Source organism: Polaromonas sp. P1_F9, assembly GCF_056405615.1.
The window spans coordinates 520,505-540,672 of the sequence record NZ_JBFUBT010000001.1; the positions used below are offsets into that span (position 1 = coordinate 520,505).

Annotated in this window: 20 protein-coding genes; 9 read left to right on the forward strand and 11 right to left on the reverse strand. The window is 63.2% G+C overall.

The genetic code is table 11. The annotated features are described in order from the left end of the window. Nucleotides 1–77 precede the first annotated feature (77 nt). The 4 genes from hpnC to hpnE all read left to right on the forward strand — a co-directional run bounded on the left by hpnC (nt 78) and on the right by hpnE (nt 4,023). Nucleotides 78–941: a squalene synthase HpnC gene (hpnC, locus tag AC1DYR_RS02380; protein WP_477703668.1), complete on the forward strand. Its 864-nt coding sequence runs from the start codon at nt 78–80 to the stop codon at nt 939–941. 60 nt (nt 942–1,001) lie between these two features. Next, a complete protein-coding gene (locus tag AC1DYR_RS02385; protein ID WP_477665733.1) occupies nt 1,002–1,736 on the forward strand; it encodes a hypothetical protein in 735 nt (244 codons plus the stop codon). A 39-nt stretch (nt 1,737–1,775) separates the two neighbouring features. Next, nucleotides 1,776–2,618: a presqualene diphosphate synthase HpnD gene (gene hpnD, locus AC1DYR_RS02390; protein WP_477665732.1), complete on the forward strand. Its 843-nt coding sequence runs from the start codon at nt 1,776–1,778 to the stop codon at nt 2,616–2,618. A 133-nt stretch (nt 2,619–2,751) separates the two neighbouring features. Further along, complete coding sequence (gene hpnE, locus AC1DYR_RS02395; RefSeq protein WP_477703669.1) at nt 2,752–4,023, forward strand: hydroxysqualene dehydroxylase HpnE; 1,272 nt, start codon at nt 2,752–2,754, stop codon at nt 4,021–4,023. A 95-nt stretch (nt 4,024–4,118) separates the two neighbouring features. Here the strand turns inward: hpnE and AC1DYR_RS02400 are convergent, their stop codons facing one another. Next, a complete protein-coding gene (locus tag AC1DYR_RS02400; RefSeq protein ID WP_477703670.1) occupies nt 4,119–4,751 on the reverse strand; it encodes a glutathione S-transferase family protein in 633 nt (210 codons plus the stop codon). 27 nt (nt 4,752–4,778) lie between these two features. Then, nucleotides 4,779–5,474: an HAD family hydrolase gene (locus AC1DYR_RS02405; RefSeq protein ID WP_477703671.1), complete on the reverse strand. Its 696-nt coding sequence runs from the start codon at nt 5,472–5,474 to the stop codon at nt 4,779–4,781. A 33-nt stretch (nt 5,475–5,507) separates the two neighbouring features. Between AC1DYR_RS02405 and hemH the strand changes: the two genes are divergently transcribed. Next, on the forward strand, nt 5,508–6,638 hold the full coding sequence (gene hemH / locus AC1DYR_RS02410; RefSeq protein WP_477703672.1) for a ferrochelatase: 1,131 nt from the start codon (nt 5,508–5,510) through the stop codon (nt 6,636–6,638). Between the two features lie 22 nt (nt 6,639–6,660). On the opposite strand, the gene AC1DYR_RS02415 is transcribed toward hemH, so the two are convergent. The 5 genes from AC1DYR_RS02415 to AC1DYR_RS02435 form a co-directional block, all read right to left on the reverse strand. After that, nucleotides 6,661–7,656, reverse strand: coding sequence for a tripartite tricarboxylate transporter substrate-binding protein (locus tag AC1DYR_RS02415; protein ID WP_477703673.1), 996 nt, complete (start codon nt 7,654–7,656; stop codon nt 6,661–6,663). Between the two features lie 159 nt (nt 7,657–7,815). Then, nucleotides 7,816–8,841 (reverse strand): Bug family tripartite tricarboxylate transporter substrate binding protein, encoded by a 1,026-nt coding sequence (locus AC1DYR_RS02420; protein WP_477703674.1) that lies wholly within the window; start codon nt 8,839–8,841, stop codon nt 7,816–7,818. A gap of 24 nt (nt 8,842–8,865) precedes the next feature. Beyond that, complete coding sequence (locus AC1DYR_RS02425; RefSeq protein WP_477703675.1) at nt 8,866–10,371, reverse strand: tripartite tricarboxylate transporter permease; 1,506 nt, start codon at nt 10,369–10,371, stop codon at nt 8,866–8,868. A 1-nt stretch (nt 10,372) separates the two neighbouring features. Then, nucleotides 10,373–10,891 carry a tripartite tricarboxylate transporter TctB family protein gene (locus AC1DYR_RS02430; RefSeq protein WP_477660425.1) on the reverse strand — a complete coding sequence of 173 codons (519 nt, stop codon included), beginning with the start codon at nt 10,889–10,891 and terminating at the stop codon, nt 10,373–10,375. Nucleotides 10,892–11,037: 146 nt separating this feature from the next. Continuing rightward, complete coding sequence (locus tag AC1DYR_RS02435; RefSeq protein WP_477669014.1) at nt 11,038–11,997, reverse strand: Bug family tripartite tricarboxylate transporter substrate binding protein; 960 nt, start codon at nt 11,995–11,997, stop codon at nt 11,038–11,040. A gap of 185 nt (nt 11,998–12,182) precedes the next feature. On the opposite strand from AC1DYR_RS02435, the gene AC1DYR_RS02440 reads away from it, so the two are divergent. The 3 genes from AC1DYR_RS02440 to AC1DYR_RS02450 all read left to right on the forward strand — a co-directional run bounded on the left by AC1DYR_RS02440 (nt 12,183) and on the right by AC1DYR_RS02450 (nt 14,802). After that, nucleotides 12,183–12,869, forward strand: coding sequence for a response regulator (locus AC1DYR_RS02440; RefSeq protein WP_477703676.1), 687 nt, complete (start codon nt 12,183–12,185; stop codon nt 12,867–12,869). Continuing rightward, on the forward strand, nt 12,866–14,329 hold the full coding sequence (locus tag AC1DYR_RS02445; RefSeq protein WP_477703677.1) for a sensor histidine kinase: 1,464 nt from the start codon (nt 12,866–12,868) through the stop codon (nt 14,327–14,329). Before AC1DYR_RS02440 ends, AC1DYR_RS02445 begins: the two co-directional genes overlap by 4 nt. A 71-nt stretch (nt 14,330–14,400) precedes the next feature. After that, nucleotides 14,401–14,802: an RNA-binding S4 domain-containing protein gene (locus tag AC1DYR_RS02450; protein WP_477703678.1), complete on the forward strand. Its 402-nt coding sequence runs from the start codon at nt 14,401–14,403 to the stop codon at nt 14,800–14,802. A gap of 126 nt (nt 14,803–14,928) precedes the next feature. Here AC1DYR_RS02450 and AC1DYR_RS02455 read toward each other — a convergent pair whose 3' ends face one another. Both AC1DYR_RS02455 and AC1DYR_RS02460 read right to left on the reverse strand, forming a co-directional pair. After that, a complete protein-coding gene (locus AC1DYR_RS02455) occupies nt 14,929–15,687 on the reverse strand; it encodes an aspartate/glutamate racemase family protein (RefSeq protein ID WP_477703679.1) in 759 nt (252 codons plus the stop codon). Between the two features lie 163 nt (nt 15,688–15,850). Then, nucleotides 15,851–16,744 carry a transporter substrate-binding domain-containing protein gene (locus AC1DYR_RS02460; protein WP_477685363.1) on the reverse strand — a complete coding sequence of 298 codons (894 nt, stop codon included), beginning with the start codon at nt 16,742–16,744 and terminating at the stop codon, nt 15,851–15,853. A gap of 253 nt (nt 16,745–16,997) precedes the next feature. Here AC1DYR_RS02460 and AC1DYR_RS02465 point away from each other — a divergent pair, with 253 nt between their 5' ends. Further along, complete coding sequence (locus tag AC1DYR_RS02465; protein WP_477703680.1) at nt 16,998–18,209, forward strand: D-amino acid dehydrogenase; 1,212 nt, start codon at nt 16,998–17,000, stop codon at nt 18,207–18,209. A 28-nt stretch (nt 18,210–18,237) separates the two neighbouring features. Here AC1DYR_RS02465 and AC1DYR_RS02470 read toward each other — a convergent pair whose 3' ends face one another. Both AC1DYR_RS02470 and AC1DYR_RS02475 read right to left on the reverse strand, forming a co-directional pair. Then, nucleotides 18,238–19,137: a LysR family transcriptional regulator gene (locus AC1DYR_RS02470; RefSeq protein ID WP_477703681.1), complete on the reverse strand. Its 900-nt coding sequence runs from the start codon at nt 19,135–19,137 to the stop codon at nt 18,238–18,240. Between the two features lie 53 nt (nt 19,138–19,190). Beyond that, nucleotides 19,191–20,054, reverse strand: coding sequence for a LysR substrate-binding domain-containing protein (locus AC1DYR_RS02475; protein WP_477703682.1), 864 nt, complete (start codon nt 20,052–20,054; stop codon nt 19,191–19,193). Nucleotides 20,055–20,168 lie beyond the last annotated feature (114 nt).

The window sequence follows — 20,168 nt, forward strand, 5'->3', positions numbered from 1 at the left end:
GGTCAGGAAGCTGCTACTGACTGACCGGTTAGTAATCTAGGGTAATTGCCCAGGCTTGTCAAGCGACAATCGCCCGCATGACCCCAGGCTCACCATCGCCGGCCACCCTGACGCCTTCTCTCCAGGGCGTGGCCCATTATGAAAACTTCCCGGTAGCGTCGCTGCTGTGCCCACCGCGCCTGCGCCGGCCCATCGCGGCGATTTACTGGTTTGCCCGCACGGCGGATGACATCGCCGATGAAGGCAATGCCCCACCGGCGGCACGCCTGGCCGACCTCGCCGCCTACCGCGCCGACCTGGTGGCGGCCTCCACAGGCCTGGCGCCCTCGCCTCGCTGGGCGCCGGTGTTTGCACAGCTGGCGCCCATGATGGCGGAATTCCAGCTGCCGGTAAACCTGCTGGCCGATTTACTCAGCGCTTTTGAGCAGGATGTGATCAAGCAGCGTTATGCCGATGAAGCCGAACTGCTCCATTACTGCAACCGCTCGGCCAATCCCGTGGGCCGGCTGCTGCTGCATCTGTACGGCATCCATGACGCCGCCTCGCTGCAGATGAGCGACTGCATCTGCACCGCCCTGCAGCTCATCAACTTCTGGCAAGACCTCAGCGTGGACATTCCGCGCGGGCGTATTTACCTGCCGGCCGATGCCTGGACCCGCCACGGCGTTGACGAAGCGCAGCTGCTGGCGCTGGATGCCAACCCCTCTACTATCAATTTGATAGCTGCTTGCGCACGCTCTGCAAGGGCTACGATGCTAAAAGGCTTGCCACTCACGAAAAGAATACCGGGCCGCGGCGGCTGGGAGTTGCGCCTGGTGGTGCAAGGCGGCTTGCGCATCCTTGAGAAGATCGAGGCCCAGGGATTCAATACCCTGCAGCGGCGCCCCAAGCTGGGCCCCCGGGATGTGCTGGTGATGGGCTGGCGTGCGCTGTTCATGTAGGCAAACAACCGGATCTCACCGGGGACGGACAGATCTATCAACAAACCCACAGAAAGCCACATGGCAACGCCACCGGCAAAACTGCCTCCTTCGGGACTCCATCGCGCGCTGGTGTGGGGCCTCTTTCTCTTTTGCATCAGCTTCGCGCTGATCGGCGGCGTCATTGCAGAGCAGGCCCTGGCCGCCCTCAATTGCCAATTCCATGCAGACCCGCGAGCCGGAACGTGTTCCTTCCTCCAGAACGCGTTGGCCTCAAGGCTCACACCCTTTTTGTCTGCAGAGACGCCGCTGGACTACCCCTTCATGCTGCTGCGCAGTTTCTGGGGGCTCATCCTGGCCTGGCTGGTTGCCATCGGCTGGAGCCGCCATGCCGCCCAGAACCCCCGCAAGCCCGTGACCACTTCGCGTGCGCCTGTCCCGGCAGCAATTTCCTTCCGGCGGGCCTTGCACCGTTTTCTGCAATCCAGCTTCTGGATTCTGCTGCTGGGGTTGATTGCGTTTTGCATCGCCTTCGGCACGCCCTTCCTGAGCACGTATGTATCGCGCGAAATACTGCAGGCCCTCGGATGCAATCCGGGCAGCTTCGATCCCCTGGTATCGGCCTGCATGTCCAGGCCTGGTTTCTGGACACCGCGGCTGCAGCCGTTCCTGCTGCCCTTGCTGGGTCAATTAGGCTCTCCGCTCTGGCTCTTCTGGCAATTCGGCGATGTATTGATCGTCTGGGTCGTCCTGATTGCCTTGGTGCTTGCGCTGAAGCTTTACGTCGCCGAACGCACTGCCCCCAAAGCATCCTGATACCCATCCGGCCAACAAGTCCCATGTGACAATTACCGTATGACGCCTGAGCAATATGTCCAGCAAAAAGCCGCCGCATCCGGCAGCAGTTTCTATTACGCCTTCCTGTTTTTACCCAAGGAACGGCGCGCCGCCATCACCGCGTTCTACGCCTTTTGCCGCGAGATCGACGATGTCGTCGACGAAATCACCGACCCCGGTGTAGCGCGCACCAAGCTCGCCTGGTGGCAAGGCGAAGTGCTAAACGCCTATGCCGGCACCCCGACGCATCCGGTGATGAAAGCGCTGATGCCGCACGCCCCAACTTACCGCATCGAAGCGCGCCACCTGCAGGCTGTCATCGACGGCTGCCAGATGGACCTGGAGCAGAACCGCTACCTGGATTTTCCCGGCCTGCGGCAGTATTGCCACCTGGTGGCCGGCATCGTGGGCGAAGTGGCGGCGCGCATCTTCGGCCAGACCGACGAAGCCACCACCGCCTACGCGCACAAACTCGGCCTGGCGTTCCAGCTCACCAATATCATCCGGGACGTCGGCGAAGACGCGATGCGCGGCCGCATCTACCTGCCCGTCAACGAGCTGCAGCAATTTGACGTGAAGGCGCATGAGGTCCTCAAGCGCCAGTACTCCGACCGCTTCAGCGCGCTGATGAAATTCCAGACCGACCGCGCGCTGGCACTTTACGACGAAGCGCTGGCCATGCTGCCCGAAGCCGACCGCCGCGCCCAGAAACCCGGCCTCATGATGGCCAGCATCTACCGCACCCTGCTGCGCGAAATCGCCGCCGACGGCTACCAGGTGCTGCACCAGCGCGTCAGCCTCACACCGCTGCGCAAATTCTGGTTAGCGTGGAAGACCCAGGCCTTCGGCAAAATCCAATGAGCCCCCACGCTCCCCACTTCGTGTGGTTCGCAGCCCCCCGCGGGGGCGCTGCGCCTGCGGTCTGGCAAAGCCAGTCCCGCGGCCCCGGCTGGTATGGAACTCGCGCAACCCCCGGCCTGCAAGCGTGCCCGTCATGAGAGTCGCCGTGATCGGCGCCGGCTGGGCCGGCTGCACTGCGGCTGTCGAGGCCACGCGCCTGGGTTATCAGGTCACGTTGTTTGAGGCCACCCGCATCGCCGGCGGGCGGGCGCGCCGCGTTGGCGGCACTGTGGCAGGCAAGCCGGTCGTGCTCGACAACGGCCAGCACATCCTGATTGGCGCTTATGCCGAAACGCTGCGCCTGATGAAGGACCTGGGTGTCGACGCAGAAACTTCCTTGCTGCGGCTGCCGCTGACGCTGCGGTTTCCGGACGGCAGCGGCCTGAAGCTTCCGCAACTGCCGGCCCCCCTCGATGCGCTGGCCGGCATCCTCCTGGCGCGCGGCTGGTCCTGGGCCGACAAACTTTCGATGCTCAAGGTCGCCGTTGGCTGGCAGCTCGCGAAATTCAAGTGCGACCCCGGCGTGTCGGTGGCCGACCTGTGCCGCAGCCTGTCACCCGGTGCCATGGCCTCATTGATCGAGCCCCTCTGCGTCTCGGCGCTGAACACCCCTGCAGAGCGGGCCAGCGGCCAGGTTTTCCTGCGCGTTATGCACGACTCGCTGTTTTCGGAAAGCGGCGGTTCCAACCTCTTGCTGCCGCGCGCCGACCTCAGCGCGCTGCTGCCCGACGCCGCCCTGCGCTGGCTGGCGGCCCAGGGCAGCACCGTGCGGCTGGGCGCCCGCGTGCAATCCATTGCGCCCCTCGGTTCCAGCTGGGTGGTCAACACCGACATCAGCGCAGCCTTCGACTGCGTGGTGCTGGCCTGCCCGCCCCATGAAGCGGCGCGGCTTGCGGAAGACAGCGGCCTGCAACCCGGCGACTGGCTGGCGCAGGTGAAAGGCCTTCAACACGAAGCGCTGACCACGGTCTACGCCTGGGCAGCAGGCGTGCGCCTTCAGCAGCCCATGCTGGCCTTACCCGCCAATGAGACGGCTCCTGCGCAATTTGTGTTCGACCGTGGGCAACTGGGCGGGCCCACCGGCTTGCTGGCTTTTGTGATCAGCGCCAGCACGGGCGATGGCGCAACGCTGGCTGCACAGGTGCTGGCGCAGGCGGCACAGCAGCTGAGCCTGGACACCCTGCAGGTGGTGCAAACCATCGTGGAAAAGCGCGCCACTTTTGCCTGCACGCCGGGCCTGCTGCGCCCGCCAATCGACGTAGCACCAGGTCTTTATGCCTGTGGCGACTATATCGCCGGGCCTTATCCGGCCACGCTCGAAGGCGCCGTGCGCTCGGGGCTGGAAGCAGCGCAGCGCCTGCATTGATCTACCCCGGCACATCCGCGGTTAGCGGTCATTGCAGTCACACCACCCGTATTGCTATCAATTAAATAGCTGCTTTCGCACAGCCACAATGGGTTTCAGGCACTTTTCGCCATCAATCTCACCGCACGGTAGGCTGGCCGCGCAAGACAGCGCTTGAGCCACTCGTCCACTGCCGGGCATTGCGCCGTTAGATTGGCAGCACCCTGAATCCACGCCAGCACGGAAGCCACGCAGATATCGGCCGCCGTAAAGCGTTCACCCGCCAGGTAGCTGCGCGACTGCAAATGCTGTTCGAGCACCCGCAGCGGGCCCAGCAGATGCCGCTCGGCATCCTCGGCCAACTGGGGCTTGCGGCGCTCTGCCGGCATCATGATGCGGTGCATCAGGAACGCCAGGGCGTCTTTTTCGCATTCCGTCACCACCCAGAAACTCCAGCGCAGGATGTCTGCCTGCTCCGCGGAACTCTGCGCGGCAAGGCCGGGTGCATCAGCGCTTTTGAATCGCTCGGCCAGGTAAAGCACACAGGCCATGGACTCCCAGACCAGGACCCCATCGTCATCCACTACCGGGATGCGGCCGTTCGGGTTGATGGCGAGAAACTCCGGCGTGCGCGTAGCGCCGCCCACATACGGCAACGCAATATGCTCATAGGACAAGCCCATTTCCTGTGCCGTCCACAGGGGACGCGCTGCGCGCGAAGCGGCTGTGCCGTAGATTTTGAGTGTCATCGCAAGCGCCCTCTTGAAGTCAACCGTTCACTGCGGGAACAAATCGCACAGCTCGGTCAGTGTGGTCACCGTTTCGTGTGGCACCACGGGGTGTGCCCACATCTGGTCGGAGCGATTCACCCACACCGTCTGCATGCCGCAATTAAGCGCGCCCAGCACGTCCAGCGTGGCGTCGTCACCCACATGCAATACTTCTTGGGGTAGTACCTCCACGGCCCCAGCTGCCGCATGAAAAATGCGCGGGTCGGGCTTGCCCACACCGAACTGCTGGGCGCTGATGGCCGCCCTGAAATACCGGCCTATACCGATTCGTTCGACGTCCGCGTTGCCGTTGGAAACCGCCACCAGCGGGTAACGCCCGGACAGGAATTCCAGCGCCAGCACCGCGTCTTCAAACAAGGTGACCCGGTTGCGCTCTTCAAAGAAGACGTTGAACGCGGCTTCCGCCAGCAACGGGTCTTCGCCGGAGCGGTACAGCGCCACCCGTATCGCCTCCCGGCGTATCGCACTCAGGTTGTATTTGAGCTCCGGGCGCGAGCGTGTGACGTGCTCCCGGATCTCATGGCGCGCCGCCGGATTGGAAAACAGCGCCGCGGTCATCGGTGCATGCTGGCTGAGCCAGTCGTCCAGTGCTTTCTCGGCCCTTTCAATGGCAGGCCAGATGGGCCACAGGGTGTCATCGAGGTCAAGTGTGATGGCTTTTATGGTGGACAGGTCAAGCATAGGCAGCGTCAATGGGATAGGCGAGAATAACCCATGTCTTTTCGCTCGCAAATCATCACGCCGTTCAACCCCGAGCCCCCCTTCACGCACGGTGCAGCGCCGGCCACGCCCACGGCCTGCGGCACGGCCGTCCTGCTCTGCAACCTGGGTACGCCCGATGAAGCGACGGCACCGGCATTGCGCCGCTACCTCGCGGAGTTTTTAAGCGACCCGCGCGTGGTTGAAATCCCCAGAGTGCTCTGGTGGCTGATCCTGCACGGAATCATCCTGCGCGTGCGGCCCAAAAAGTCCGCAGCCAAATACGCCAGCATCTGGATGAAAGAAGGCTCGCCGCTGCGGGTGTGGACGCAAAAGCAGGCCGTCATGCTGCGCGGTTACCTGGCAGTGCGCGGACTGCCCGTCGAGGTGCGTTACGCCATGCGTTACGGCCATCCATCCATCGCCTCGCAGCTTGACCAGCTCAAGGCTGACGGCGTCACGCGCGTTCTCATCCTGCCGGCCTATCCGCAATACAGCGGCACCACCACGGCCAGCGTTTTTGATGCGGTCTACGCCTGGGCGGCGCACATACGCCGCATCCCCGAGTTCCGCTTTGTCAACCACTACCACGATCATCCCGGCTATATCAGCGCGCTGGCGGCACGCGTGCGCGAACACTGGCGCACCGCCGGCCGCGGCGAGCAGCTGGTCATGAGCTTTCACGGGGTGCCCGAGCGCACGTTGAAGCTGGGCGACCCGTATCACTGTGAATGCCATAAAACCGCCCGGCTGCTGGCCACCCAGCTGGGGTTACAGCCCACGCAGTACAAGGTCACCTTCCAGTCGCGCTTTGGCAAGGCCAAATGGCTTGAGCCGTACACCGAGCCCACACTGGTGGCCCTGGCAAAGGCAGGTGTCGGGCGGGTCGATGTGATTTGCCCCGGTTTTACCGGCGACTGCCTCGAAACGCTGGAGGAAATCAACATGGAAGCCCGCGAGGCTTTCCTGCATGCGGGCGGCAAGGAGTTCAGCTACATCCCCTGCCTGAACGACAGCCATGAATGGCTTGCGGGGCTTGCCGAGCTGGCGCAGCAGCATCTTTCAGGCTGGCCGGTAGCCGGTGCAGACACCGCGGAATTGGCCAGCACACGCCAGCGCGCGCGGGCCCTGGGCGCCAACCAATAAGCCATATCCCTTGCGGTGGCTATCAAGCCTTGAGCTTGAGCAGCTGCATCATCAGCTGCGTGGTCTTGGTATCAAAGTCGATAAAGTTGGTGAGGTCAGCCCCGGACAGCCAGGACTGCTCCCAATAACTTTCCTTGAGCGTTTTTTTCCACAGCTCATAGGCCAGCGACGCCTTGATGCCTTCAACCATCTCCGACTGGCGCGCGGGCGTGACGCCCTGGCCGGTGAAGACGGCCCGCCAGTTCGCCATGTCCAGGTCCAGCCCCTGCTCCCGCACGGACCGCACACCGTAGCTGGTCTTCTTGGATGACACACCCACGGCGCGCAGTTTGCCGCTCGCCAGTTCTGCGCTGAAAGTGCCGTATCCGGAAACGCCGGCCACCGCCTTGCCGGTCAATACCGCATCCACCAATTCAAAATTGCGGGCAAAGGGCAGGTACACCGGGTCTTCAGGGCGGCTACCGGCCGACTTGGCCAGCAGGCCGGCGAACACGTGGTCCGCCCCCCCAACAGAACCAATCGCCATGGGCGTCAGCCTGGGGCTGGTGCGCAGGCGCTCTGCCAGTTCGTTGACGGTCTTGATGGGCGAGTTGCCGGCGACCACCACCACCAGGTAGTCGCTGGTCAGGCGGGCCACCGGGCGGAGCCGGGTCAGGTCCACGGCTGGTTTTTGCAAAGCCACTGCGCCGACCAGGTTGCTGTCGCCCATGAAAAGCGCATTGGGATCGGAGCCGTACTTGCCCGCATACCAGGCCAGCCCTGTGGTGCCGCCGTGCCCCTCCTTGTTTTCGTATTCGATCTCGTCGCTCAGGCCCAGGCCGACCAGGGCATCGCCGAGGGCACGGCCCGCTTCGTCCAGCGTGCTGCGCGAGGCGGCTGGTATGACGATGCGCAATCTCGGCGCAAGCTTGCCCTTCACGGCAGCCTGTGCCCACAAGGGTGCAGGGACAACGCCGGCGGCAGCTGCGCCCAGACAAGTGAGCCCACCGAGAAAAATACGTCGTCGGACAGTCGGCATGAGATTCTCCAGCGGTGGTGGCATGTATCAGGCAGCAGGCCGGCATGCGCCTGTTTCTCCAACAGGCACAGCACTTTCCATGCCATCCATCAGATGGACGCCGGAGAAAAAAGGGGTGACCCACGCGGCCGCCCCTTCCGAAAACCCTGCCGCAGAGCGTCAGGCTTTGAGCTTGAGCAGGTGCACCATGACGCGCGAGGTCGTCAGGTCAAAGTCAATGAAGCTGGCAAAACCGGGCCCAGAAAGCAGCGAAGAGTCCCAGTGGTTCTGCTTCAGTGTTTTTTGCCAGGACTCATACCCCGCGGCGGCTTTCACCGCTTCGACCATTTCGGCCTGCCGGGCGGGTGCCACGTTTTGGCCGGTAAACACTCCACGCCAGTTGGCCATGTCCACATCGAGACCCTGTTCGCGAATCGAGGGAATGCCAAAAACCATGCGCTTGGACGACACGCCAATGGCACGCAGTTTCCCGCTGGCGAGTTCATCGCTGAACTCGCTGTAGCCCGATATGCCGGCCACTGCCTTGCCACCCACCACGGCCTGCACCACCTCGGCACCGCCGGCGAAAGGCAGATACACCAGTTCTTCCGGTTTGCTTTGGGAGGCTCGGGTCAGCACCCCTGCAAACACATGGTCCACACCACCGGCCGACCCGCCGGCGATCGGCACGTCTTTGGGGTTGGTGCGTAGCCGGCTGGCAAGATCGGCAACGGTACGGATCGGCGAGCTGGCAGCCACCACCACCACGAGGTAGTCACTGGTCAGGCGGGCTATCGGCTGGATGCGAGTCATGTCGACCGCGGGTTTTTGCAAGGCAACCGCGCCCACCATGACCATACCGCCCATCAACAGGGTGTTGGGATCGTTTCCGTACTTTTCGGCGTAATAAGCCAGGCCGATGGTGCCGCCCTTGCCGCCCTTGTTTTCGTATTCGATCTCGTCAGCGGCGCCGACACCCAGCAAGGCCGTACCCAGCGCACGGCCGGTCTGGTCCCAGCCCCCGCCGGCGTTGGCCGGTATCACAATGCGCAGTTTCGAAGTTAGTTTGGCGGCTTTGCCTTTTGGAGAAGCGACAGCTGCCGGTGCCTTGGCAGATTGCGCCAATGCGGGGAATGTACTGCCCAACGTGGTCAGGCCCAACCCGGCGAGCCCACCCAATGCGGTGCGTCGTTTGATGTTCAGCATGTCATCTCCTTTTAGTAATAAAACTCAACTTGCAGGTTTTTTCGCCTTCCAGTATTTAGCCATACGCGGAAGCACCAGCACCGCAACCACAATCACGACCAGCGTGATCGACATGGGGCGCTGGAAAAACACGGCGGGGCTGCCTTCGCCAATCGACATGGCATTGCGCAATTGAGCCTCGGCCAGCGGGCCAAGGATCATGCCCACCACCACAGGGGCCGTCGGGAAGTCAAAGCGGCGCATCAGCACACCGAGCAAGCCGATGGCGTACAGCAAAAAGAGGTCGAACGCACTTTGCCGCATGCCGTATGCGCCCACCGTCGCAAAAATCAGGATGCCCGCGTACAGCTGCGGTTTGGGAATTTTCAGCAGCTTGACCCACAGGCCCACCATGGGCAGGTTCAGCACCAGCAGCATCACGTTGCCGATGTACAGCGAAGCAATCAGTGCCCACACCAGGGCAGCCGAGGTGGTAAACAGCTGCGGGCCGGGCTGGATGCCGTAGTTCTGGAACGCGCCCAGCAAGATCGCCGTGGTGTTGGAGGTCGGGATGCCCAATGTGAGCAGCGGGATCAGCGCAGCCGTCACCGTCGCATTATTGGCAGCCTCCGGACCGGCAACACCCTCGATAGCGCCTTTGGTGCCGAACTCCGCACTGTGGGGCTGGTTTTGCGCCAGCTTCTTTTCCATTGCATAGCTCAGGAAAGTCGGGATCTCGGTGCCGCCCGCCGGAATACACCCGAAGGGCGTGCCGATGGCCGTGCCACGCAACCAGGCGGGGATCGACCGTTTCCAGTCCGCCTTGGTCATGTGCACGCGGCTGAGCCTGTTCTGCTCTTCCACCATGCGGCCTTCATACAGCACTGCATAGAGCACTTCGGCAACCGCAAAGAGGCCCACGGCCACCAGCACGATTTCAATGCCGTCCAGCAGCTCCGGGATGCCACCGGTATAGCGGCCCTGGCCGGAGATCTGGTCCAGCCCCACGCAGCCGGCGGCCAAGCCGATCAGCAGCGCCGTCATGCCGCGCAGCGTGCTTTTGCCGAGCACCGCACTCACCGTGGTGAAAGCCAGAAGCATCAAGAGGAAGTATTCCGGCGGACCCAGCTTGACTGCGAACTCGGCCACAAAAGGCGCAAACAGCGTGACGATGACGGTGGCAATGGTGCCAGCCACAAACGAGCCGATAGCAGCCGTGGCCAGTGCGGCGCCCGCGCGCCCGCTCTTGGCCATCTTGTTGCCCTCCATGGCGGTGACCATGCTGGCGGTTTCGCCCGGCGTGTTCAGCAGGATGGAGGTGGTCGAGCCACCGTACATCGCACCGTAGTAAATCCCCGAGAAAAAAATCATTGAAGCGGTGATGTCGACCTTGGCGGTGATGGGCAGTAGCATGGCCACTGCTACCGCAGGGCCGATGCCGGGGAGCACACCTACCGCTGTGCCGAGGGCGCAACCCACCAGGCACCAGAGCAAATTCACCGGCGTGATCGCTGTCGCGAAACCCGCCATCAGGGCATTAAAAATGTCCATATCAGATCCACCCCGTTGATGTCAGGCCCGGCAGATTGATCGCCAGGAATTTCGTGAACATCCAGAACACCGGCGCGGAAATCGCGAAACCCACCCCAAAATCGGTGACCCAGGTCAGCGGCGCATTGACGCTTGTCTGGCCACCCGCACGGCGCAGGCCTTGCACAGCCAGCAAGTAACACAGCGTGCAGCTCAGGATAAAACCGATGGTGGTAATGAGGGCGGCATTGAGCAACAAGCCCGCAGAGACCCATATAAAACCCGGCCAGTAGGCTTGCGATGCACCGGAAGGCAGGTCCAGGTCCCGGAAGCCGCCGCTCTGCGCTTCCCAGATGATGAAGGCGCCGCAAATCGCGAGGCCCACAGACACCACCCAGGGCAGGAAGTTGGGGCCTACACCGCCATAACCGGCCTCGGACGAAATGCTGATCGCGCCAAAGGCCAGCGCCAGGCCGGTCAGCAGCACACCGGCCCCGACCAGAGTTTGCGGCCAGACGGCCGAGGGATCTGAAGTTGTCATCGTTATAGTTCCCGAAAGGCGGGGAAGGTTGGGCCAGACATAAGCAGTCTGGGGGCACGCGGGCCTTTCGTCAAATTTTCATCAAATTTGACGGAACCGCGTGCAGCTGATACGCGAAAGCGCGGGTGGCGTAAAAACGCGGAAGATCAGACCATGCCGGACTTGACCATCGTGGCGCGCAGCGCCGCAAAGTCGTCGTCCACAAACTTGGCAAATGCCTCGCCCGTCAGGACTGCGGGAGTCCAGTCGTTCTTCTTGACCGCCTCGGCCCAGGCCGGCGCCTTGAGCGCGGCCAGCACCATGTCGGTCAGGGCCTTGCGCTGTGCGTCCGTGATCCCGGGGGCACCGTAGACTCCGCGCCAGTTGCCGATTTCGACGTCAATGCCCTGCTCCTTGAGTGTCGGCACATCCACACCGGGCAGGCGCTTGCCCGAGGTCACGGCAATGGCCTTCATCTTGCCGGCCTTGATGTACTCGGCAAATTCGCTGTAGCCGCTGCCGCCCACTGTGACGTTGCCGCCCAGGATGGCTGCCGTGGCTTCACCGCCGCCACGGAAAGCCACATAGTTGATCTTCGAGGGGTCGGCGCCGACCTTCTGCGCGATCATCGCAGCCGCGATGTGCTCGGTGGAGCCGCGCGAACCACCGCCCCACTTCACACTGCCGGGGTCTTTCTTGAGTTGCTCGACCACGTCCTTCATGGACTTGAATGGCGAGTTGGCAGGCAGCACAAACACGTTGTATTCGCTGGACAGACGTGCAATCGGGGTGGCTTGCGACAGGCTGACCGGCGGCTTGCCGGTGATCAATCCGCCCAGCATGACAGCGCCCATCACCATCAGTGCGTTGGGGTCGCCCTTGGAGCCGTTGACGAACTGGGCCAGGCCCAATGCGCCGGCGGCGCCGCCCTTGTTGTCATAGGTCACGGTATCGGCGGCCTTGGAGTCCGTCAGGGCTTTGCCCAGGGCACGGCCCGTGGTGTCCCATCCGCCGCCGGGATTGGCGGGAATCATCATCTTGACATTGGCGGCGGCAAAAGCCGGCAGGGGCAAGGCGCCTGCAGCCGCCATGGCTGCCAGGGATTTAAGAAAGGTATCGCGACGCATGAATGTCTCCTTGAAAATAGGATTGTGAAATTGTTGAGCTTGCCGGGCTGGCGAAGGCATCCAGCCGATCACGGGCTTATCATGCGCTTCGTTTCTGTCAAACGGCTGTCCGGAAGCATTGGGGAAAGTGCTAATGTCTAGGGCCTGTTAACACCCTGTTTCAGGCCCTAGCCCATTCTGCCCCCATGAAATTGTTACTGATCGAAGACGATGCGTCGATGCAGGCCGCGCTGCAGCGGGCACTGGGCCGCCGCGGCATGGAGGTTTTCAGTTGCACCGACGGGCGCCTGGCGCTGGCGCAATGGACGGACACACAGCCCGATGTGGTGGTGCTGGACCTCAGCCTTCCCGGCATGGACGGCTTGCAGGTGCTCGAGCAGGCGCGTCTCAAGGGTCTTGCCGCGCCGGTGCTGATCCTGACCGCTCGCGGTACGGTAGGCGACCGCATCATGGGCCTGAATACCGGGGCCGACGACTACCTGCCCAAACCCTTTGACCTGGACGAACTGGAAGCACGTCTGCGCGCCCTGAGCCGGCGGCGTCCGGCAACCGCCCTTCCCCCGGAAAATGATGCTGGCGCACAGATCGTGGGCGAGTTGCGCTATGAAAAAGACAGCGGGGCCATCTACCACCGCGACCAGGTGCTGGAGCTGACTCCCCGTGAACTGGCGCTGTTGCAGGCCCTGATCGCCAAACCCGGCCATGCAGTGTCGAAAGAGCGCTTGTTCGAGCTGGTGTTTCCCGGCGAGGCGGACGTGCAATACGAGGCGGTGGAAGTGGTGGTGTACCGCCTGCGCAAGAAACTGGCGCAAACCGGTGTCACCTTGGTCACGCTGCGCGGCCTGGGCTATTTGCTGAAAGTGGATGCATGAGCTCCCCGCAGCCGCGACAGGACATTCAGGCAGTTCCCCCCGCAGCACCCGAAACAACACCCGGCGCGGGCGCCATCTCCCTGCGCAGATACCTGCTCATCGGCATCCTTTTGCCGGTGGGCCTGCTGGTAGTGGCCAACACCTTCAGCCTGTACCAGCAGGCATTGGGCGCGGTGAACACGGCTTATGACCGTACGCTGCTGGCGTCTGCCAAATCGATCGGCGAGCAGCTCGATGTAACGGGCTACGACGAGCAATCCGAGCTGCGCGTCACGGTGCCCTATGCGGCGCTGGAAGCTTTTGAGGCTGACAACCAGAGCCGGCTTTTCTACCGGGTGTCCAGCCTCGGCGGCAGCATGGTGTCCGGTTTTTCGGAGTTGCCGTTCTGGCACGGGCGCATTCCGGCACGGCCGCCCTATTCGGCGCTGGTGGATTTTTATGACGACGTCTTCATGGGCGACGATGTGCGGGTCGCGGTTCTGCTGCAGCCCGTGGCCAGCGCAAAAGGCCGCGCCATGGCGGTAATTCAGGTTGCCGAAACCCTGGAACTGCGCAAAACACTGGCCCGCAAAATCCTGTTCGACACACTATGGCGTCAGGCCCTGCTGCTGGCGGTGATCGCCCTGGTGGCGGTCGTCGTGGTGCAGCGCGCCACCCGGCCCGTACGGCGCCTCAGCGCCGAACTGCAGGCCCGTCCCGAAGGCGACCTGACGGCGATTACCGCGCCCGATGCACCCCGCGAACTGCTGCCGCTGGTGGAGGCCACCAACGAGGTCATGGGCCGGCTGCAGCATCTGCTGGACAACCAGAAGCGCTTTGTGCGCGATGCCGCCCACCAGCTGCGCACACCGCTGGCCGTGCTCAAGGTGCAGGTGCAGTCCGCGCTGCGCGGCGACATGGACGCCCGTGAGGCGCTGGCGGAAATCAACCAGACGGTGGACCGCGCCACCGTCCTGGCCAACCAGATGCTGGCGCTGGCCAAGGTGGAGCAATTGCGCCAGCAGGCCGACCTGCAGGCCATCGACCTGGCGCAGGTGGTGCGCTCTGTGGCGCTGGACCTGTCACCCCTGATCGCCGAGAAAGACATTGATTTCGAGATTGAAACCGTGCCTGCGCGCGTCACCTCGCATGAGTGGATGCTGGGCGAACTCACGCGCAACCTGCTGCACAACGCCATCAAGCACACGCCGGCCGGCGGCACGCTGGCGGTGCGCATTGTGCGGGACGCAAGCGTTGTCGCCATGACCATCAGCGACAGCGGGCCGGGGGTTTCGGCAGAGTTGTCGGCTCGGCTCTACCAGCCCTTTTCCGCAGGCAACGTGCGCCACGGCTCCGGCCTGGGCCTGGCCATTTGCCGCGAGATCACCGAAACCATGCATGGCAGCATTTCGCTGGAAAACCGCGTCGTGCACGGCCGCGTGACCGGCCTGGACGCCACGGTACGCCTGCCCACGACGTGAGAACCTGTTCACGACCCAAACGCGGCGCCCTCCTACACGGCGTCACATGCCTTGGTACAGAATAGCGCCCAATGGACAAATTGCGAATCGACAAGTGGTTGTGGGCTGCCCGCTTCTACAAGACCCGTGCCCTGGCTGTGGAAGAAATCGACAAGGGCCGCGTACGCGTCAACGGCATCGAAGCCAAGCCCGCGCGTGAAGTCAAACCAGGCGACACCGTGACGCTGCGGCAAGGCCCCTACACCCGTACCCTGATGGTGCGCGGCATCAGCAAGCAGCGGGGCGCGGCGCCGGTGGCCCAGCAGCTCTACGAAGAAACCGAAGAAAGCCAGCGCCTCAAAGCCGAGGCCGCCGAGCAGCGCCGGGTAGCCGCCGATCCGGCCGGCAGCCTGGAGCATGGGCGCCCCACCAAACGCGACCGCCGCACACTCGACAAGGCCTGGGACAACCGCTGGAGCGCGTCGGCCGATTGAGGGACTGGGAAGTCGCCCCGTTTTTGCTATCATTTTTATAGCTTCTCGCGCACATTCCCATTGGGCTAGAGGCTTATTTTATTAAAAATTCGGCTGTTTTGAGCCATACAGGACCGTGCTGAACGCTCAGGCATATGCCCGCTGCGCCAGCGCCCGCGCCAGCAGGGCCGCCGGGTCCACCAGCTCAAGTGAATCCCTTCCAGGCACCGCGCTGAGTGCCAGCGGAATCTCGGTACAGCCCAGAACCAGCACTGAAAGGCCGTGCCGCCCGGCAAGCGCGCTGGCCACGCCCGCAAAACACTCACGCGCCAAAGCCATGTTGCCGGCTTTCACGCCCTCATAGATGCCTCGCATCAGGCGCTCACGCTCTTCCACGGAAGGAATGTGGCATTGCAGCCCCGCCTGGCGCAAGGCCTGGTCGTAGAGGCCCGCCCGGTACGTACCCTCGGTCGCCAGCAAACCTACTTGCCCTACCCCACGGCCAGCCAGGTTTTGCGCGACCTCACGCGCCACGTGCAGCACTTCAAGCTGGGGAAAGCGCTCCTGCAGCTCGGCGTGCCACGCATGTGCCGTGTTGCACGCCACCGCGACGGTGGTGGCACCTAACGCGGCGAGTTTCCCCATCGCTTGCAACATGGGATCCAGGGGCTGATGGCCGCCGGGCCCGGGTGAACCTAGCGCGTTGCTGCGGTCCGGCACCGGCACCTGTGCCAGCCAATGCTCGGGAAATGCCTGGTCAGACACGGAAATCTGCAGCGACCGCATGTGATCCGCGCACGCCTGGACAAACAGCCGCGCAAAGTCCGCGCCGGCCGCCGGACCCATGCCGCCCAGGATACCGACCACACGGGCTCTGTGCAGGGCCTGTCTTTCAGTGCTGCTCATGGCTCAAGCTCCAAAACAAAATTCAAGGCGCGCATCCACCCACTGGCGCCAAAAGGCTCCGGGTTGGGGATTTCTGGGGGAGGAGAAGCTGCGGACCCGATCGGGTGCGGCAGCTGTGAAAGCAGGACGGGGGAGCGGCGCGCAGGCGCACCCCCTCTGGTGCTTACATGGCCGGCTTGTCGCTCAGAGCCTTGAGGTTGGCCTTCAGCTCTTCGCTCATCGGCAGGTTCAGGTTCACACCCTTTGGCGGGATGGGTGAGGTGAACCACTTGGCGTACATCTTGGCAAAGTCGCCGGACTTGATCAGGCGGATGATCGTGCCGTCCACCAGCTTCTTGAACTCAGGGTCGTCCTTGCGCAACATGCAGGCATAGGGCTCCACCTGCAGCGAATCGCCCACGACTTCCAGGGAAGCAGGATTCTTGGAGTTGGCCATCAGACCGAACAGCAGGATGTCGTCCATAGCGAAGGCCAGGGCGCGGTCATTTTCAACCAGCAGCAGCGAATCGTCATGGTCTTTGCCCAGGATGAGCTGCATGTCGAGCTTTTTGTCGGCGCTGTACTTGCGGATCACCTGCGCGTTGGTGGTGCCGGTCGTGCTGGCCACCGTCTTTTTGGCCAGGTCGGCGTAGTTCTTGATACCGGATGACTTTTTGACCAGCAGGCGGGTGCCGGTATAGAAGTGATTGATGGCAAATGCCACATCCTTGCCGCGCGCGGTGTTGTTGGTGGTCGAGCCGCACTCGAGGTCGTAGGTGCCGTTGACCAGCAAGGGGATGCGGTTTTGCGAGGTCACGGGCATGTAGGCGACTTCGAGATTGGGTTTTTTCACCTTCTTGCGAATGTCGTCAATGATGGCTTCTGTCAGTTCTGCCGAAAAACCCACCGAGGTTTTGGACCCGATCAGGTAGCTGAAAGGCACCGAAGCTTCGCGATAGGACACGGTGATCTTGTTGCTGTCGGCAATCTTTTTCAGCGTCGGCACCGTTTGCGCGCCGGCGGTGGTGGCCAGGCCGGCTGTCAGCAGCACGGCGGTCATGAGGATAGTGAATTTCATGCTTGTCCTTTCGGGGGGCGGTGGGTTGGTAGTTTCGGGAAACTGGCATCGCTAGTGTAGGAACAGCAGCGTGTGGCGTGTCATTCATTTTCGCGGCAAACCCATGACCAAAACTCATGGTTTACCCAGAATCCCTTCTGCCACCCTTCGCAGGAGGGCATAACCACAGGTCATGACCCTCGCGCATTCAGCATTGTTCAAACCTGTACCCACTGCGTAAAGTGGCGCTCTTTCAGGGAACAAAGAGGCTTCTATGCATGTGTGTGTGCTCGGTGCAGGAATCGTGGGACTGGCAACCGCCTACAGCTTGCGGCGGGCCGGCCACGAGGTGACAGTGGTAGACCGCGCCAGCCCCGGCAGCGGCGCCAGCGGCGGCAACGGCGCACAACTGAGCTACTCCTACGTGCAGCCGCTGGCAGATCCCGCCATCTGGCGGCAGCTTCCCAAGCTGCTGCTGTCGCCCTCTTCCCCGTTGAAGCTGCGGCCTCGCCTGGATGTGCGCCAGTGGTTGTGGGGCGCGCAGTTTCTGGCGGCCTGCAACGGCAAGACCTCACGCAACACCACCAGCCATTTGCTGTCGCTGGCGGCGCTCAGCCGCCAGTCTTTCGACGCGATGATGGCCGAAGAAAAACTGGATTGCGACTTCTCGGCCACGGGCAAGCTGGTGCTGTACGCCAGCGATGCTGCGTTCGCCGCAGCGCGCCGGCAGATGTTGCTGCAACGTGAACTGGGCAGTACCCAGGAGGCTGTCAGCGCCGACCGCTGCGTGGAGATCGAACCCGCGCTGAAAAACCGCCACGGGCACATCGCCGGCGCCATCTACACACCAGGCGAGTGTGCTGCCGACTGCCAGAAAACCTGCGATGGTCTGTTCACCGTGCTGCGCCGCGAGGGCGTGCGCTTCCTGCTGGACACACCCGTCGAGCAACTGGTTGTGCGCGGCAACCTGGTTGCAGCTGTCGCGACGCCGCAAGGCCATCTCGAAGCCGACCGTTATGTGATGGCGATGGGCGCCGGGTCTGCGCGCATGGCGCACACGCTGGGTGTGCACCTTCCGGTGTACCCGCTGAAGGGTTACAGCATCACGGTGGACGTCGCACCTGGCGACGGCGCAGCACCGCAGGTGAGCGTCACCGACAGCGCCCGCAAGGTGGTGTTCGCGCGCATCGGGTCGCGCCTGCGCGTGGCGGGCATAGCCGAACTCTCGGGTTACGACACCGCCATCGACCCGGCGCAGATTGCTTCGCTGAAAGCGTCGACGAAGACAGTGTTTCCGGATTGCAGCAACTTTGAAACGCTGAGCCCCTGGGCCGGCATGCGCCCCGCTACCCCCACAGGCCTGCCAGTCATTGGCACGCATGCCAAAGGCCCGGCCAACCTGTTGTTCAACACCGGCCATGGCGCCCTGGGCTTCACCCTGGCGTTCGGCTCTGCGCAGCGCATCAGCCGCATGCTGGAGCGCTGACCTTCAGGCCTTGCGCAGCGCAAGCGGTTCAGGCGCGCTGCGTCAGGGCTTGCTGAAAGCACCGCACAAAAGACCGCACGATGACCGAGCCAGGCTTGCCTGCGGGCAATAGCGCATTGATGGGCACCGGGATCAAGGGTTCCAGCTCCAGCAGGTCCACACGCGTCAGGTCGGCGGACGCCGCTGTGCACGTGTCAATCACCGCAATGCCCAGCCCGTGGTGAGCCAGCGCCAGCGCCGAATGGTAGGTCTGCACGGTGATATGGAATTCGAGGCCCACCCCTGCCTCGCGGCAGGCCTGGTTGAGGCTGCGGCCCACCGGGTCCATCACATCAAGCCCGACGACCGGTACCTTGGTGAGGTCCTCAAGCGTGACGCTGCCACGCTTGACCAGGCGCGCAGGCAGCATGCCCTTGGGTGCAACGCACACCATGCGGCCGTCGGCCAGGTGTTCCTGTGCCAGCGCCGAATGCGCCGCCGGGCTGAAAAGGAAACCGACATCCCCCTCCTGCAACGCCAGTGCCGAAATAATTTGCGGTGAATGCAACGCCCGCACGGTAATGGCCACATCAGCATGCTTGACCCGAAAGAGCTTGATCGCGTGGGGCAGGATTTCGTAGCTGAGCGCCAGCACCGTCAGGATGCGGAGTTCCCTGGCGCTTTCGCCGGTCTTCAAGTTGGCCGCCAGGCGCTGCACTTCATCGAGCTGGGCAAACAGCCGCTCGATGTGCGGGTACAGCGTCAACGCTTCGGAGGTCGGCGTCAGCCGGCCCTTGCTGCGCTGGAAGAGGGCAAAACCCAGCTGCAGTTCGGCATGCTGCAGGATGCGGCTGACGGCGGGCTGGGTGACATTGATCAGGCGGGCCGCCCCGCTGACGCTGCCGGTGAGCATGACCGCGTTGAAGACTTCGATGTGGCGCAGGCGCATGGGTGGTTCCGTGGTGCGTGTTCAGGCGGGGTGGTGCAGGCTCAGCACAGCAATTATCGTGCGCAGCATGTGCGGGTGATCCAGTCACGGAAAACGCCCATGGCCCCCGTCACGCGCCGGGATTTGAGCCGGGTCAGCCAGTAACTGCCGTTTTCAATTTCCAGCGGAAACGGCCTTGCCAGGCGCCCTTCCTGCAACTCCCGCACAAACAGGTTCACAGGGAGCAAGGCAACGCCGGCGCCCTGCGCGGCAGCTTCCGCCATGGTCAGGGACGAATCAAACACCGCCCCCCTGACCACCGGGCAGTCCACACCGGCCAGGGCAAACCAGCTCACCCATTCATCGGACCGGTAAGAGCGCAGCAACACCTCGCCGGCCAGGTCCGCAGGTTCGCGCAGACGGGAAGCCGTTGCAGGTGAGCAGACGGGTGACAGCGGCGAGGGAAAAAGCAGGTCGGCTTCGGTGCCGTGCCATGCGCCGTCGCCAAAGCGTATGGCGTAGTCCAGGCCCTCGCCGGCCAGGTCCACGCGGTTGTTGTTGGTGAACAACCTGAAATCAACAAAAGGGTGCGCCCGCTGGAACTCCGCCAGGCGCGGGATCAACCAGCCCACTGCAAAAGTGCCCACAGCCCCGACGCTCAGCACCTCCCGGAACCGGCCATCCCGGAATTGCTCCAGCAATGCGCCGATGCGGCCGAACGATTCCGACAGGGCCGGCAGCAATGCCAGGCCTTCATCCGTCAGGGCCAGGCCGCGCGGGAGCCGGCGAAACAGCGGAACGCCCATGCGTTCCTCCAGGTTTTTAACGTGCTGGCTGATCGCGGTTTGCGTGACGTTCAACTCGTCGGCCGCCCGCGTAAAGCTCAGATGACGCGCGGACACCTCAAAGGCACGCAAGGCATTCAGGGGAAGGTGCATGGTTCAAGCCCAAGTTTTGCTTATGAGTTCCCTTGATTATTGCCGTTTGCCCGATGGGCGGAGTTTCCATATCGTTGCGGTTCGTCATCCGTTACTTTTACCCGTCACAGAGGA